General features: G+C 67.5%; 13 protein-coding genes and 1 pseudogene. 6 read left to right on the plus strand and 8 right to left on the minus strand.

Annotation, left to right across the window (positions count from 1 at the left end; all coding sequences use genetic code 11):
- Positions 1-65 precede the first annotated feature (65 nt).
- A complete protein-coding gene (locus HEP81_RS01135) occupies positions 66-626 on the plus strand; it encodes a transposase (RefSeq protein WP_078967800.1) in 561 nt (186 codons plus the stop codon).
- A gap of 324 nt (positions 627-950) precedes the next feature.
- Here the strand turns inward: HEP81_RS01135 and HEP81_RS01140 are convergent, their stop codons facing one another.
- Positions 951-1,931, minus strand: coding sequence for an alpha/beta hydrolase (locus HEP81_RS01140; protein ID WP_037664112.1), 981 nt, complete (start codon positions 1,929-1,931; stop codon positions 951-953).
- Between the two features lie 243 nt (positions 1,932-2,174).
- On the opposite strand from HEP81_RS01140, the gene HEP81_RS01145 reads away from it, so the two are divergent.
- On the plus strand, positions 2,175-2,516 hold the full coding sequence (locus HEP81_RS01145; RefSeq protein WP_037664114.1) for a hypothetical protein: 342 nt from the start codon (positions 2,175-2,177) through the stop codon (positions 2,514-2,516).
- Between the two features lie 347 nt (positions 2,517-2,863).
- Here HEP81_RS01145 and HEP81_RS41075 read toward each other — a convergent pair.
- The 3 genes and pseudogenes from HEP81_RS41075 to HEP81_RS01155 form a co-directional block, all read right to left on the minus strand.
- A pseudogene (locus HEP81_RS41075) lies at positions 2,864-3,654 on the minus strand (FAD-dependent monooxygenase); the annotation flags it as partial.
- A 241-nt stretch (positions 3,655-3,895) separates the two neighbouring features.
- Positions 3,896-4,168 (minus strand): helix-turn-helix domain-containing protein, encoded by a 273-nt coding sequence (locus tag HEP81_RS01150; protein ID WP_037664116.1) that lies wholly within the window; start codon positions 4,166-4,168, stop codon positions 3,896-3,898.
- Complete coding sequence (locus HEP81_RS01155; RefSeq protein ID WP_037664118.1) at positions 4,168-4,659, minus strand: DUF2975 domain-containing protein; 492 nt, start codon at positions 4,657-4,659, stop codon at positions 4,168-4,170. The genes HEP81_RS01150 and HEP81_RS01155 overlap by 1 nt, the downstream gene beginning before the upstream one ends.
- Before the next feature lie 225 nt (positions 4,660-4,884).
- On the opposite strand from HEP81_RS01155, the gene HEP81_RS01160 reads away from it, so the two are divergent.
- Complete coding sequence (locus HEP81_RS01160; protein WP_157854689.1) at positions 4,885-5,232, plus strand: hypothetical protein; 348 nt, start codon at positions 4,885-4,887, stop codon at positions 5,230-5,232.
- Positions 5,233-5,821: 589 nt separating this feature from the next.
- Here HEP81_RS01160 and dacB read toward each other — a convergent pair.
- The 3 genes from dacB to HEP81_RS01175 are packed head-to-tail and all read right to left on the minus strand — an operon-like array spanning position 5,822 to position 9,625.
- Entirely contained in the window at positions 5,822-7,549 is a 1,728-nt protein-coding gene (gene dacB, locus HEP81_RS01165; protein WP_078967801.1) for a D-alanyl-D-alanine carboxypeptidase/D-alanyl-D-alanine endopeptidase, read from the minus strand.
- Positions 7,550-7,604: 55 nt separating this feature from the next.
- Entirely contained in the window at positions 7,605-8,945 is a 1,341-nt protein-coding gene (locus HEP81_RS01170; protein WP_037664120.1) for an FtsX-like permease family protein, read from the minus strand.
- The gene (locus HEP81_RS01175) at positions 8,942-9,625 is read right to left on the minus strand and encodes an ABC transporter ATP-binding protein (protein ID WP_037664121.1); all 684 of its coding nucleotides are present in this window, start codon (positions 9,623-9,625) and stop codon (positions 8,942-8,944) included. The genes HEP81_RS01170 and HEP81_RS01175 overlap by 4 nt, the downstream gene beginning before the upstream one ends.
- 466 nt (positions 9,626-10,091) lie before the next feature.
- On the opposite strand from HEP81_RS01175, the gene HEP81_RS01180 reads away from it, so the two are divergent.
- Positions 10,092-10,982 carry a sensor histidine kinase gene (locus HEP81_RS01180; protein WP_243279249.1) on the plus strand — a complete coding sequence of 297 codons (891 nt, stop codon included), beginning with the start codon at positions 10,092-10,094 and terminating at the stop codon, positions 10,980-10,982.
- Between the two features lie 34 nt (positions 10,983-11,016).
- Positions 11,017-11,682: a LuxR C-terminal-related transcriptional regulator gene (locus tag HEP81_RS01185; protein WP_037664131.1), complete on the plus strand. Its 666-nt coding sequence runs from the start codon at positions 11,017-11,019 to the stop codon at positions 11,680-11,682.
- A 430-nt stretch (positions 11,683-12,112) separates the two neighbouring features.
- Here the strand turns inward: HEP81_RS01185 and HEP81_RS01190 are convergent, their stop codons facing one another.
- Positions 12,113-12,958, minus strand: a complete 846-nt coding sequence (locus tag HEP81_RS01190) for an SDR family oxidoreductase (protein WP_037664124.1) — start codon at positions 12,956-12,958, stop codon at positions 12,113-12,115.
- A gap of 133 nt (positions 12,959-13,091) precedes the next feature.
- Between HEP81_RS01190 and HEP81_RS01195 the strand changes: the two genes are divergently transcribed.
- Positions 13,092-13,706, plus strand: a complete 615-nt coding sequence (locus HEP81_RS01195; RefSeq protein ID WP_051850751.1) for a TetR/AcrR family transcriptional regulator — start codon at positions 13,092-13,094, stop codon at positions 13,704-13,706.
- Positions 13,707-13,869 lie beyond the last annotated feature (163 nt).

Genomic DNA, 13,869 nt, shown 5'->3' on the forward strand with positions numbered 1-13,869 from the left:
GAGAAGGAAGGTGTGCCGCGTCGTCGGCCACCGCGGGACTTTCCGCAAAAGGGGGCGATGCGTGTGTGGACACAAAGGGGCGTGAGGCGCTGGGGCGCTCGCGAGGTGGACCGACCAGCAAGGTCCATCCGCTGGCCGATGACCGGGCTCGCCCGTTGACCTGGCAGACCTCTCCAGGTCAGCGAGGCGACAGCCCCATGTTCATCCCCGTGCTGGAGGGGCTGCGGATCCGACGGCGTGGGTCGGGCCGGCCCCGCAGCCGTCCGGATCGTGTCCGCGGTGACAAGCCGTACTCCAGCTACGACAACCGTGCTTACCTGCGAAGACGGGGTATCAAGGCGACCGTCGCGCAACCCGAGGATCAGCGGGCCAACCGCCGGCGCAAGGGCCAGGCCGGCGGAAGTCCTCCAGCCTTCGACAAGACGCAGTACTGCCGCCGCAGTGCCGTCGAGCGCTGCGTCGGCAAGTGGATGCAGCACCGCGCGGTGGCCAGCAGGTACGACAGACGCGACTACATCTTCAACGGCACCCTCACCGTCGCAGCAATCGTCATCTGGCTCCGCGACACCGTCCAAGAGCCATCACAACAGACCCTGATGCCGCATCGAACAACGTTCGCCTCTTAAGTCGCCGCGCTCCTGGACGTGAGAATGCCCGGGCGTCGCGTACGGAGACGCTGTCGTATGGGGGCAGGAGGGCCGCTCAACCTCCCCAGGCTTACCCGGCCCTCCTGCATCCCGACAACCTGGTGCCCGGCCGCGCCCCCGTCATGCGCCGCCTGGGCGCACCCCTGCGGCGCTTGGAGGAGGGGCGGGCGTCGGGATCGGGCGCAGCTTCCGCGCCGCACAGCACGGCCGGCCATGAGCAGTGCCTGACGGTGTCGGGGATCTTTACGACGGCCACGTTCTGCCGGAGCGAGCATGCGCGGAGCGAGCCACGTGTGTGGGATGTCAGGCCGCCGCCAGAACCCGCTCCAGCCAGGAACGGCGGGCCTGCCACGCTGCTCGGCTGATCGCCGCGTCCGGGACCACCAGGTCGAACGCGTGGTAGCCGCCGGACCACACATGCAGCTCGGCAGAGCCGCCGGCCCGCCAGATCCGGTCGGCGTAGGCTACGGCCTCGTCGCGCAGCGTCTCTGCCGAGCCGACGTCGATGAACGCCGGGGGCAGTCCGGACAGATCCGTGGCGCGGGCCGGTGCGGCGTAGGGCGAGACGTCCGGGGTGCCACATGCGGAGCCGAGCAGGGCCGTCCACCCGAAGCCGTTCCAGCTGCGGTCCCAGAGGTCGACACCGTCCATCTGGTGGGCCGAAGCAGTGTCGTTGCGGTCGTCGAGCATCGGGCACATCAGCAACTGCCCGACCAGCTGCGGGCCTCCCTTGTCGCGCACCGACAGACTCAGCGCGGCGGCCAGGCCACCGCCGGCACTGGTCCCCGCGACGACGATCCGGTCCGCGTCCAAACCGAGTTCGGCCGCGTGCTCAGCGGTCCACAGCAGCCCGGCGTAGACGTCGTCGAGCGGTGCGGGATACGGATGTTCCGGAGCGAGCCGATACCCTGCCGAGATCAGCGATGCCCCGAGCCGTTCGGCCTCGCTCAGCAGCGGCTTGATGAAGAACAGGTGCCGTGGATCGCCGCTGAAGTAGCCGCCGCCGTGCACGAAGTAGAGGACCGGGCGCGACGCGGCAGGACCCGCCACGGCGGCAGGCGTGCAGATCAGCAATTCGGTTTCAGAGGCACCGGACGCCCCCGGAACGGGGACCGAGGTCACCTCGAACTGCCCACCCCGCCGCAGCTCGTCGAGTGTCGGCACCTCCGCGGCGTCTTCGGTACGGACGGACGACAGCCGCTCCAGGCTCATCGGGCCCGCACCGGTCTCCCGCACGGCGCGGTATCCGTCCAGCAACGCCGCGTCAAAAGGTATTGCCGCCATCAGTCCACCCTCGTCAGAATGCGAGCGCCATCCCCGAGCATGGCGCTCATGAACTCCGAACGCCCGCCCCGTGATCCCTCACTGGAGGCGGGAGTCCAGTCGCCATGAGCAGTGTAGATCTTGCTCCACGTGGCCAATCCCCGCGGTCCTGCGGAGGGCCGGGGCGCAACAGACAGGAGCACCTCGTCTGTGGTGAGGCCTGGCGGGCCGCGGGGACCCGAATGCCTGACGGCACCCCCTCATGTGCTCGGCGGGTTCGGGGCGCGCGGCCGGACGATCGACAACGGTGGTTTCACGGTGTCGGTCACCGGCGGGTCGCGCGCCTGCGCCATCGACCTCGCGGACTACTGGACGCCCCTTGGAAGCGGGCCCTACCACTCGGGTGCGACCAAGGCCGCGGTGCTCGCCGTCTGGGCGCTTGTCGTCGGCGTCGCTGTTGCCGCCACGGTAATCGCCGGCCAGCAATCACAGGCCGGCGAAAAACGAATTAGCACGGGGGCTACGGCAGATCGGCGCGCGCCGGCGTGCGCGTACTACCGCTGGGCAGAGCATGTCACCGGCCGGCCTGCTGCGCCCTTCCGTTGATCCAGGACGCGACCGTCGGCTTCCATCAGGACGCAGTGCGCCACGCCCTTGCCAGTAGGCACGACCTTGAGGCGTGGAGCATGCCCGCCGTCCTCCCGTGCGCTCCAGCTCGCTCCGCTCACCTTGGCCGGCACGCTTACCGCACCGTTGAGGCCATCGGTGTAGTCGTGCCTGACGGATTGCAGGTTGCCTCCTTCGGTCCACGCTTTGTACGTCACGTCGGAACTATCGGCACTGCAAGCCGTCAGGAGTCCGCAGGTAACAGCCAGCCCCGCCATCGTAGTGATGAGCTTAATGGGTGCTGGTACGGGGGATGCGGGCATGGCTTGGCCTCTCGCTCGGTGGGGTCACTTGGTTCTGGGGTCGGGGAAGGATCTCTTGCCGAAGAGGGCTCGGCCGGCCGCGGCCCGACCGAACAGTGCGCGTAGCAGAGTGAAGGCCGCTGCTGCTGTGGTTGTGGGCCTCCGCACGTGGGCCAATGCTCGGCGCAGCATGAGTCGTCCGCGGAAGTGAGGGCGGAGTGCGGCCCCGTCGTAGTCGGTGAGTGCTTACGGTCTTCCGGTGCGCAGTGCGTCGTCGAGGACCTCAGCTGCCAGTTGCGACTGCCGTAGACACGGGTCCAGGCCGCCGGCAGTGAGTGGGGAGACCGCGCCTGCCGCATCCCCCACGAGAAGCCCGTCGGCGCAGCTGATGCGGCGCAGCAGGCCGCCGACGGGTATGGGGCCTGCGCGCCGCTCCACCGCTCCGGGACGTTCGACGCCGGCCAGTCAGGGCGCTGAGGCGCTGAACCGCTCCATGGCTCGGCGAAGACCGTCTGGATAGCGGTCGGCGTAGCCTGCGACTCCGACATGTGCGTGGTGGCCGTCGTTGACTACCCAGGCCAGATAGCCGGGGGCGAGTGAGGGGTCGAGTACGCAGTGGAATGTGGGGGGCCGGTCGCTGCCGGGTAGCGCGAAGACTTCTTCGGCGCCAGGTGGTGGTTGCGGTCGAGAGCGAGGTCTCGGGCGACTCCTGAGCGGGCTCCGTCGGCGCCGACGACGAAGCGGGCCCGGACCATGGTCGGTCCGTCGCGACCGGCCAGGTGGAAGATGTTGCCCTGTCGGCCGGTGTAGCGCATGCCCAGTGCGATGCGTACGCCGGTGTCTGGTCTGTCTTGTTCCTTGTGGAGTCCGTCATCGGTGTTCGGCGCACGGCAGGCACCGACCGCCTGCGGACAGCACGGAGCGGCCCGTGGCGCGATGAGGCGTGCGGACGTCATTACCAGGTCATCACTCGTGAGCTTGCCGACGACCAGGCGGAGCGGGTCGCGCGGCAGTGATGGTCGAGTGCGTCGCACCTGGTGATCGTGGGCAGGCGGCCGGCTACCGCGACTGCGGTCGTCACGGCGAGGATCCAGCTGGGACGGATGCTCCGGATTCGTGCGCAGCCCTGTCCCGGTCCCCGGGGTCATCGGGCTCCCAGCACAGCAGGTCTCCAGGCTGGCACTTGAGCACCTCGCACAACGCGGCGAGCGTGGTGAAGCGCACCGCCTTGGCGCGGCCGTTCTTGAGCACGGCCAGGTTGGCGGGTGTGATCCCCACCCGTTCCGCCAGTTCGCCCACGGACATCTTCCGCTTGGCCAGCATCACGTCGATGGCGACAACGATCGGCATCAGATCACCTCGGCCAACTCGGCCCCCAGCTGCGACGCCTCGATGTCGCGCGCGACGGCCTGGGCGAGCAGCAACCGCAGCACGAACACGATGAGCGCGTTGCCGAAGAGCGCCAGGCAAACCCCGCCCAGCAGGGCCACACCCACAGGGGGCACGACCTCGCCAGGTGCCAGCACCGCTCCGAGCACGAACACCAGGAGCGCGGCTGCCGCGAACGCGCCGATCACGATATGGACGTAGCGGAATGCGGCGTGGGAGAACACGGTTCCGCGCTGTGCCATCGTCACCAGCCGCCACACGCAGACCAGGACGACCTGGACCGTCACAACGCCCAGGACTGCGATCACGAGGACCGGAGTGCGGCGGCCCGCAAGCACGCTCTCCTCCATGGCGCCCGTCAGCATCGCCACCATCACCGTCTGAGCGCAGACCGCCCCGGTGTGCAGCACCACCATCACGGCGCGCAGCGCCAGCGCCGTCAGCTTCCCCAATGCCACTCCCTAGATCGAATCGCGATGGGAATCTATCGAATATCGATAGGGGTGGCAAGTCGGATCCGTCGGCGTGATGGGCCTGCGCGCCCTCCCGAACCGCTGACGCAGTGAGGCGAGCTGCCTCCAGTGCCCAGGTGGAGCGGGGAAGGGCCGGTCGGGCGGTCAGGCGGTCAGCGCCGCAAACTCGGACTTCTCCTGGTCGTGCTGGTCACACCGGTGTCCGTGACCGACCGGGACGGCGCCCGGGAACTTCTGCCACAGACTGCGGGCCGCTTCCGGCGGCTGGCGCGAGTCTGGGCCGACGGCCGCCACACCGGCCACCTCACCGACTGGACCGGCCGGCATCTCGGGATCTTCCTCGACATCGTCCGCCGCAGCGAGGTCGTCCGCGGCTTCCAGCCACTGCCCCGCCGCTGGGTCGCCTGGGTTCTGCGCGGCCGGCGCCTGGTTCGGGACCACGAACGACGCACCGACACGAGCGAAGCCGTCATCCGCTGGTCGATGATCGCCCTCATGAACCACCCCCCGGCCGCACAGCCTCATCCGTGCGCTGTTCTGCCGGCAGCGTGAACCTTCCGGGCATTGCCTCCACCAGCCAGCCCCGTTCCACCAGCCCCTTCAACCGTGCTCTCAGCCCCTTCAACCGTGCTCTCGCACCCTCGACGCGTGAGGCCGAGGCACGGTCCCAGCCGAGCACCACGGCCGCCCGCCGAGCACCCGGCCCGTCACCCCCGGCCTCGGCCGCCGCTGCCATCACTGCCTGGCAGTCGACGGACAGATCATCGGGCCCGGCCGGGTTCTGACGATGCGGCACCGCACAGCGCGGCCCCACCGGCTTGCCCGGCGACGGGCCGACGACCGTCCCGGCCGGCTGTTCCTCCTCGGCGAGCGCTTCCAGATACCGCTCAGGGCCGATCGTCCGAAGCCTGAGAACCTCCTCAGGTTCGTCAAGGCCGCCCGCAACCTCTCCAGTTCGGCTTCGAGCTCCTCCACCCGCACGGCAGCAGCCTTCCGCCGCGTTTCCAGCACCGCCCGCATCCACAGCATCCGCCACCCCCCACACCGACTCGATCACCAACGAGTCGCGACCCCGCCACAGCCGCAATCTCATACCTGACCAGCGGAATCCGCACACGGCATTCGGAAAGCGAACGGCCTCTCAGGGATTGGGGTTCCGGTAGATGGTTGCGGCCATGGCGCCCAACTGCTTGTTGGCTTTGAGTGCCAGATCGATGGCACCGTTCACGGTGTTGCCCGGTGCGGGGATGCCGTTGACGTAGATGGCGAAGGCGTAGCGGCGGCCGTTCTCCGCATCGACGTATCCGGCGAGTGCCTTGGTGGTCAGTACCAACTTCCCGTTGGCGGCACCGATCAGAGTGCCGGTCTTGGCTCGGATGTGGCCTGCGGCCGGGTCGGTGGGCTTGATGACGCCGGCCAGCGAGCCGTCCACACCCATGGCCGGCATGGAGTCGTACAAGACGCCGAAGTAGTCCTTCCGGGAGAGATTCCGCAGTAGCTGTGTCTGGGCGGCCGGCGTGGCCCTGTCACAGGTGAGGCCCTGGGCGTCCACGAGATCGAAGGAATCACGGTCGATTCCGGCACGCATAAGAAATTCCCGTTCGGCCTTCATGCCGTCGGCGTAGGTGTGCTTGCCGTTTTGGACGGCCATCAGAGGCGGCAGAAGGTTGGCGCCGAGGTTGTGACTGACCTTGTTGATCAGTTTTGCGTATTCCTTGAAGGGGGGTGACGTGTAACTTGCGGAGACGGGCAGCCTTTTGACTTTCTGCACCGGCGGGAGTTTGTTGCTGGGATTTTCCCCCAGGGCTGGAGAGTCGACGGAGACGCCATGCTTGACGAGTGCCTCGATGAGTACTGTGCGGGCGAACGCGGCCGGGTCGGGCACTTGGTACGTCGCGATGAAGGGCGCGGTGGCGTCCGCCGGTACGGAACCCCGTATCCGGATGCGTCCGGCAGCGGGAGAGTCGGTCTTCACGGCCGGCTTCGTCCCCGCGGGAGTCGTGGTGACGCGCGAGTCGACGGTGAACGCTGCGGTCTTGGGGCGCCAGTCGACGGTTGCCTGCCTGCCGGGCTCTGCAGGGGTGATCAGCAGATCGATGAGGTTGTCGTTGACGACTGTTGGCGTGAGGGGTGTGCCTCCGATCGCCACAGGTGCCCAGAGACGGTCGTCGATGACCACGTCTCCGTCGATGTGCCGGATGCCGCTCGCCGCGACCTGTCGGGCGAGGTCGTTGATGCCGGCGAGGGGGTCCTCACGCGTGAGGGTGGCCATACCAGGCACGGCATTTGCATCGGTGTGGTCGAAATCCGGGATGTCGACCTTTCCGAGCGCGTTGGTCCGCCCGCCGAGTGTCAGATCACCGCTTCCCACCATGATGAGGTCTCCGGAGAGGCGGCCGTCGTGCGATATCGAACCGGAGCGAACAAGGGGGGTGCGGAACCGATGGCTACTCCCGAGTGTGTCGAGCGCGGCGCCGACGACGAAGGTCTTGGCCGTCGAGCCTGTCACGAACTTGGACGTGGCGTTCTTGGACTGCACGACCTTTCCGGTCTTCAGGTCGGTGACCTGAAGACCCCACTGTCCCGAGGACCATGGGACACCTCGCATGAGTTTCTGCAGCTCTGCGCTCACTCCAGCAGCGCTCGATGATCCTGGAGCCGAAGGATGCCTGTCGGTTGTGCCGGTGTGGCACACGGAAGCGGTGAGCGCAGCGACCGTCGAGGCGGCGGCGACGGTGCGGGGCCATCGGCGTCGTGCCTTCGGCTTGACGGCGTGTGCGCTGTTCACGAGAGTGCGCTCCTGCAAGGCGACGCCTTGGTGGTCCGACGGGGTATGACGGCGCACGAAGCCAGTGATCCTGGAGAACATTTGGGGTCGATCCTCATCTTGTTGCGCGGCGGTGACGCGAGTGGTCTTGCCGGAGTTACGAACGCAGGACCCTGGCAGCGACCGTGCGTGACGTGCGGGCAGCCTGGAGGGCAAGGGCGAGGCAGGTGGTCAGAAGGGTCACAGCGGCGAGTGCGCCGAGCGTTTCCCACGGGAGACCGTTCAGAACGCGGGCGACACTGATCCTGGCTCCCGCGGCGATGGTGACACTCGTGACGGCGATGGAGATCGCGCCGAAGAGGATTGCCGTCCCGGCGTAGATGGCTCCCTCATAGATCGTCGACCGGGTGACCACGCCCGGTCGTGCGCCGGCGACCGTCACGACGGCGGAGTCACGGGTGCGCTCCCGCCCGACCAGGGCGATCACGGCGAGGCCGCCGACCCAGGACACGACGAAGACCCAGCCCAGGACAACCATGACGTCACCCAGCCCGGCTGTGCTTCCGGGCATGACGTTCCCCATCACCATGAAGAGCCCGACGAACGACAGGGAGAGCGCGAAGGGCAGCACCGTAGTGACGCTTCGAGCTGCCCGTGCACGGCACGATTGCACGGCAAGGTGCCAGGTGATGCTGCGCGACGGTACGAGTGCGGTCCAGAGCTTCATCAGAGGCGTGAGAACCCACGGTCCCATCAGCAGCGCGAGGCAGATGAGGAACAGGTCACCGGCGAAAGCGAAGGCCGTCCGCTGTTCGACGCCGCCTTCGAGTTCCAGTCCCAGCCCGGGAATCCACATACCGACCACTCCGGCGAGGAGACACAGGGCGAGAACGCTGCGTGCGGCACCCGGCCGGGCCGGCGGATCCGAGAGGTCCCGGAAGGCGCGCATCTCCGGTGTCTTGGCGGCGCGGCGTGTGACTCCCCAGCCGCCCAGCAGACACGGAACCACCCCGAACAGCACGGCTACGCCCACGTGCCAGAGCTCGAAGCCGACCGTCGCTCCGTGCAGATCGAGTCCCGTGGCCGTCCACTGGTCGAGGGCGATACCCGCGACCAGCGGAGCCAGCGGCACCGCCAGCGCACCGGCAATCGTGCCGAGCACCATCAGTTCGGTGCGCAGGATGCGCCTGACTCGATTGCGGGGGATCCCGAGGATCACCCACAGGGCGTGTTCGCGTCGCTGGGTCTTCAACGTCAGACCGACCGCGGACGCGACGATGCCCACGGCGGCGAACAAGGTGAAGAAGACGATGTTTCCGCCCAGCGCGATCGACGCCGAGGACATGCGTGTATCGCCTGCTGCGCGCGCCGCCGAGACAGCGGTGAACATGGCAATGACCGAGCCGGATGAGCATGCCGCGCCGACCGCCGCACACACGAGCGTCCACAGCCACATGGATGCCTGCATGCGGATGTCCGACAAGACGAGTCGCATCATGCTGCTTCGTCACCTGCCTCATCCACGGACTGCGCCGCGAGGACGGCATCGCTCACCGCGCGGGAGTCGCCGCCGGGAATGACGGCGTGAATGCGCCCGGACCCCATCACCACGACCTGGTCGGCCCGTGCGGCCGCGTGAGGGTCGTGCGTGACCATGAGGACCGTGGTCCCCTGCGCGGGGAGCGCCTGGAGCCAGTCGAGCACGACATGACCGGACTTGAGGTCGAGCGCCCCGGTCGGCTCGTCGGCGAAGACGATCCGCGGCTGATTCGCGACGACCCGGGCCACTGCGACGCGCTGGCGTTCCCCGCCGGAGAGGCGGTCGGGACGTCGCCGGGCGTGCTTGGCGATGCCGAGCCGCGTCATCGCGTCGTCAACACGGGGCTTGGGCACACGGTGGCCGGCCAGCCGCGCCGGAAGGGAGATGTTGTCCTCGACGGACAGAGAACTGACGAGGTTGTACTCCTGGAAGATGAAGCCGACTTTCTCGCTGCGGAATGCAGCCTGCCTGCGCGGCGAGAGCGAAAGGATGTCCGTCCCGAGGATCTCGATGGAACCTGTGGTCGCTCGCTCCAGGCCCGCCGTGCACAGCAGGAGCGTCGACTTGCCGGACCCGGACGGGCCGACGACAGCGGTCAGCCGGCTTTCTGGAACGTCAAGGTCGATAGCGTGCAGCACACGTGTTGTCTCGCGCCGACGCCCCGGGACCGGAAAGTCCATCTGAAGGCCACGCAACCGAATACACGGAGCAGAAGAGGAAGCTGAAAAAAGCATGCCTCAAGGCAAGCAGGGCGCGAGGGCCGATGCACGGGTGCCTGCACTGCTTGAGGGTAGACCTGGGTCTACCCTGTGACTGTGTGCGACAATGCTCGCCATGACGCAGATTCGCTTGGCCCGGAGGGTACTGACAGAATTTGTCGCAGCAATAACCTTCCCGATTCTGCTACTTTCTCTCCTCGTTGTGCCGGTAGCGGCCCCAGTGGTGGCAGAGGTAGACCGTTCACGAGCCCATTGGTGTGGCACTGAGACACTCCCCCTGAGGCCCGCTGCTCAGAGCTGGACTCGATGGGCGATACTCCGGCTGCGTTCAAAGTCAGTATGGAGAACCGACCTCCCTGTTTTTCTCGGCACATTGTTCCTGTCCGTGCTGTCATTGTTGATTTCCTTCTTCGGGTTCATCGGCGCCGCCGCCTTGGTATTCTCTCCCGTATTCTGGGCCTTCGGTATCGCAGCACAGGTCGGCCCGTTCACGCCGAAATCAGTACAGCAAACTCTTCTGGCCGTGCCCGCAGGAATCGCTCTGGGTGCAGTCACCGTGAGTTCTTTGACCGGAGTGTCCCTTCTTCGCGACCTTCTCCTGCGCGCTTTCTCGAGAAGCCGGGACTCAGACCTGCTGGCGAAACTTGAGGAGCTCCGCAGCAGCAGGGCGTCCCTGACCGCCGCCTTCGAGATTGAGCGACAGCGAATCGAACGCGATCTGCACGACGGAGCCCAGCAGGAGCTCGTCGCCGTCGTCATGCGTCTTGGGATGCTGGAGGCGGCAGCCGCCGACCACGAGCGAACCGTGCAGCTGGCACGCCAGGCGCAGGCCCACGCGGAACGCGCCCTGGAACGGCTGCGGGAAACAGTGCGTGACATCCACCCCCGTGAGCTGAGTGACCTCGGCCTCATCGCAGCTGTCCGGGAACTGGCTGCGCGATCACCCCTGCGCGTCGAGTTGACCAGCAATGGCGACGACTCTCAGCTTTCGTCCCCAACAGCGACGGCGGTATACTTCACAGTCTCCGAAGCTCTGACAAACATCGCGAAACATGCAGGTGTGGGCACCGCGCAGATCGACATGAAATGCACTAAAACCGACGTGGAAGTGCGCGTTCGTGATAACGGTGCCGGCGATGCGAGAATCGACGCGGGTTCCGGACTCGCAGGACTGCGTGAGCGAATGCGGAGCGTCGGCGGGGATCTCGAAATCCTCAGCCCGGCCGGTGGCGGAACAGAGGTTACAGCGTCCGCCCCCACCCAACCCCCATGGTAAATGAAACAGATTGAGCAACCCGATAGGGGTGGGCATGAGAATCGTCCTGGCGGATGACAGTGTGCTGATTCGTGCGGGTATCCGGGAGATCTTGACCTCCAACGCACATGACGTCATCCATGAATGCGAAGACGCCGATGAGCTGGTGGCCGCTGTCGATACACTGGCGCATGCCGGGACTGCCCCAGACATCGTCATTACAGACGTTCGCATGCCACCGGGAAACACAGATGACGGGCTCCGTGCTGCAATCGATCTGCGCTCCCGGTACCGGGATCTGCCAGTGGTGGTCCTTTCCGCATATGTCACGGGACCATATGTGCGAGAGCTCCTCAACGGACCAGGCGCTGACGGAGCCGTCGGGTACCTGCTCAAGGAGAAAGTGGGAAGAGTCGCCGACTTCCTCCGGGCTCTCGAGACGGTCTCCAGGGGCGGAGTAGTGATCGACCCCGAGGTCGTCCGCCACGTCACGCGCGCCCACTCTCCCCAAGGACCGCTTGCCCGACTCACCGCCCGCGAGCGAGAGGTGCTCGCCCTCATGGCTGAGGGGAGCTCCAACGCGGAGATCGCATCGAAGTTGTTCCTTTCGGGCGCTGCTGTCAGCAAGCATGTGGCGAATGTTTTCGCGAAGCTCGGCATGGCTCCCGGCGAGGACAACAGACGAGTCAAGGCCGTTCTGACCTGGTTTGAATACAATTGACTCGATGCCGATACCAGCCGGTGAGCGAGTCCCCGAACTTCTGGTCCGGGCTCGAATCCGTCGACGTTGAGCTGGCCTTCCCCACAAAGAAGACCCAGCCCAGCACGAGCGGCAGGGCCACACGACAGACGCGGTGGATGCGGACGGCGTCGGCGCGGCTGGTGCGGTGTCCGACCGCAGCAATGACCGCAGCTGCAAAGGAACGCGACGCCCGTGCTTCATTGTGAGCTGAGCACGCTGCTTGTCGACTGGTGTCACCTACAACGCTCCGTCACAGTCAGCACAAGCAGAATCGTTGACATCCAAGTCAGTCGGCTCACGTCAGAGGGCTGCACGCGACTAACTTCGCCGTCCTCGCCGGGAGTGATCACCGGGTCGAGGGCGGTGGGCTCGGTCCTGGGGTGGTGCTTTCCTGCTTGTTCCGGGGTGTTCAGCGGACCCAGGTGTGGGTGAGGGTCTGAACGGCGGAGCCGTCGAGGTCGGCGAGAGTGGTGGCGACGAAGTCGCGGGCCCACTGCGAGGTCTGGACCCGGAACGGCGGGCGCTCAGCGGTCAGGGCGTCGATGATCGGGGCTGCGGCCTCGGCCGGGGTCTGGGCGTTGCCGAAGGACTCCCGGGTGCGGGCAATGTACGCCTGAAGGGCAGGGGCGTAGGGACCGGCCTCGGCGAGCAGGGCGGGGACGTCCAGGCCGAGGTTGGCGACGAACTCACTGGCGACCGCGCCCGGTTCGATGACGGTGACGTCGACGCCGACGGTGGTGGCGACGGGGGCGAGGGACTGCATGAAGCCCTCGACGGCGAACTTGGCCGCGCAGTACGCCTCGTTGAAGGGCTGGCCGACGGCGCCGCCGACGCTGCTGACGGTGATCACCCGGCCCTGGGAGGCGCGCAGGTGCGGCAGGGCGGCCCGGGTCATGGCCACGACGCCGAAGAAGTTGACCTCCATCGCAGCGCGGATGTCGTCGAGGCTGCTCTGTTCGATGGTGCCGACCTGGGCCGCGCCGGCGTTGTTGACCAGCGCGTCCAGTCGGCCGTGGTCGGAGATCACCTCGTCCAGGCAGACCGTGACGCTCTCGGGGTCGATCACGTCCAGGCGCTTGACCTGAACACGGTCGGCCACCCCGGCCTCGGCAGCGGCCGCCAGCAGGGCTTCGGCCTTACCCGTGTCGCGCATGGTCGCGATCGCCGTCCATCCGGATCGGGCGGCGCCGACGGCGGCGGCCAGCCCGATGCCGGAGGACGTGCCGGTGATCAGGACGGTCTTCGAGGAGGTCATGCGGGTCTTCCTTGCGTGGGGGGGGCGTGACGGGCCGGACATGTAAACGGGGAGTCCCCCGGTTCTCTTCCAACGTAAACGGGGAACTCCCCGATTGTCCAGTTAGACTGACCCCCTGACGAAGGGAGCAGCCTTGACCACCCAGCCGAGCGCACAGCGCGCCGACGCGCGACGCAACCGGGAGCGCATCCTCGAAGCGGCCGTGCGCGCCTTCTCCGAGAAGGGCGCGGAGGTCCCGATCGACACGATCGCCAAGGCCGCGGGCGTCGGATCGGCCACGCTCTACCGCCACTTCCCCACCCGCGAGGCACTGGTCGAGGCGGCCTACCGCAACGAACTGGCCCGCGTCTGCGACAGCGCCGCCGACCTGCTGGCCGACAACCCGCCGGACCGGGCGCTACGGCTGTGGATGGACAGGTTCATCGACTACCTGGCCACCAAGCACGGCATGGCGGACGCCCTGCGGGCCGCGGTCGCCAGCGGCGCGGACCCCTTCGCCGAGACCCTCGACAAGCTCGGCACCGCGCTCGGCACCCTGCTACGCGCCGGCGCCGAAGCCGGACTCCTGCGCCGCGACGTCGACCCCCTCGACGTCGGCTTCAGCCTCGCCGGCCTCGCCCTCGTCACCAGCGCCCCCGACCACCGCGAACGCGCCGGCCGCCTCCTCGACCTGCTCCTCGACGGCCTCCGCCACAAAACGGCCGAGCCAGCGCCGACCCCAGAACACCCCCTCGGGCTTTCGAGGTGACGGGCGGACCGAGAGTGATCGCCTCGTTGCCGGCCACAGGGGCCGGCGACTACCGGAGGGACGAGTTGCACAACGCAGGGCGCCTGCGTAGTGCTTCGGCGCGGAGTCCGTCCACGGCGGTGCTCTCCGTCGCGCAGTCTTCCGGTCCCGCAGCCAGGCATGC

It is taken from the genome of Streptomyces griseofuscus (assembly GCF_014673495.1).
Lineage (GTDB): Bacteria > Actinomycetota > Actinomycetes > Streptomycetales > Streptomycetaceae > Streptomyces > Streptomyces murinus.

What these genes read in the sequence shown, in the direction of transcription:
- HEP81_RS01140 (WP_037664112.1), bottom strand. Translation starts at nt 1,931, where the DNA reads ATGGCGGCAATACCTTTTGACGCGGCGTTGCTGGACGGATACCGCGCC.
- HEP81_RS01150 (WP_037664116.1), bottom strand. Translation starts at nt 4,168, where the DNA reads ATGCCGATCGTTGTCGCCATCGACGTGATGCTGGCCAAGCGGAAGATG.
- dacB (WP_078967801.1), bottom strand. Translation starts at nt 7,549, where the DNA reads ATGTTCTCCAGGATCACTGGCTTCGTGCGCCGTCATACCCCGTCGGAC.
- HEP81_RS01170 (WP_037664120.1), bottom strand. Translation starts at nt 8,945, where the DNA reads ATGATGCGACTCGTCTTGTCGGACATCCGCATGCAGGCATCCATGTGG.
- HEP81_RS01185 (WP_037664131.1), top strand. Translation starts at nt 11,017, where the DNA reads ATGAGAATCGTCCTGGCGGATGACAGTGTGCTGATTCGTGCGGGTATC.
- HEP81_RS01190 (WP_037664124.1), bottom strand. Translation starts at nt 12,958, where the DNA reads ATGACCTCCTCGAAGACCGTCCTGATCACCGGCACGTCCTCCGGCATC.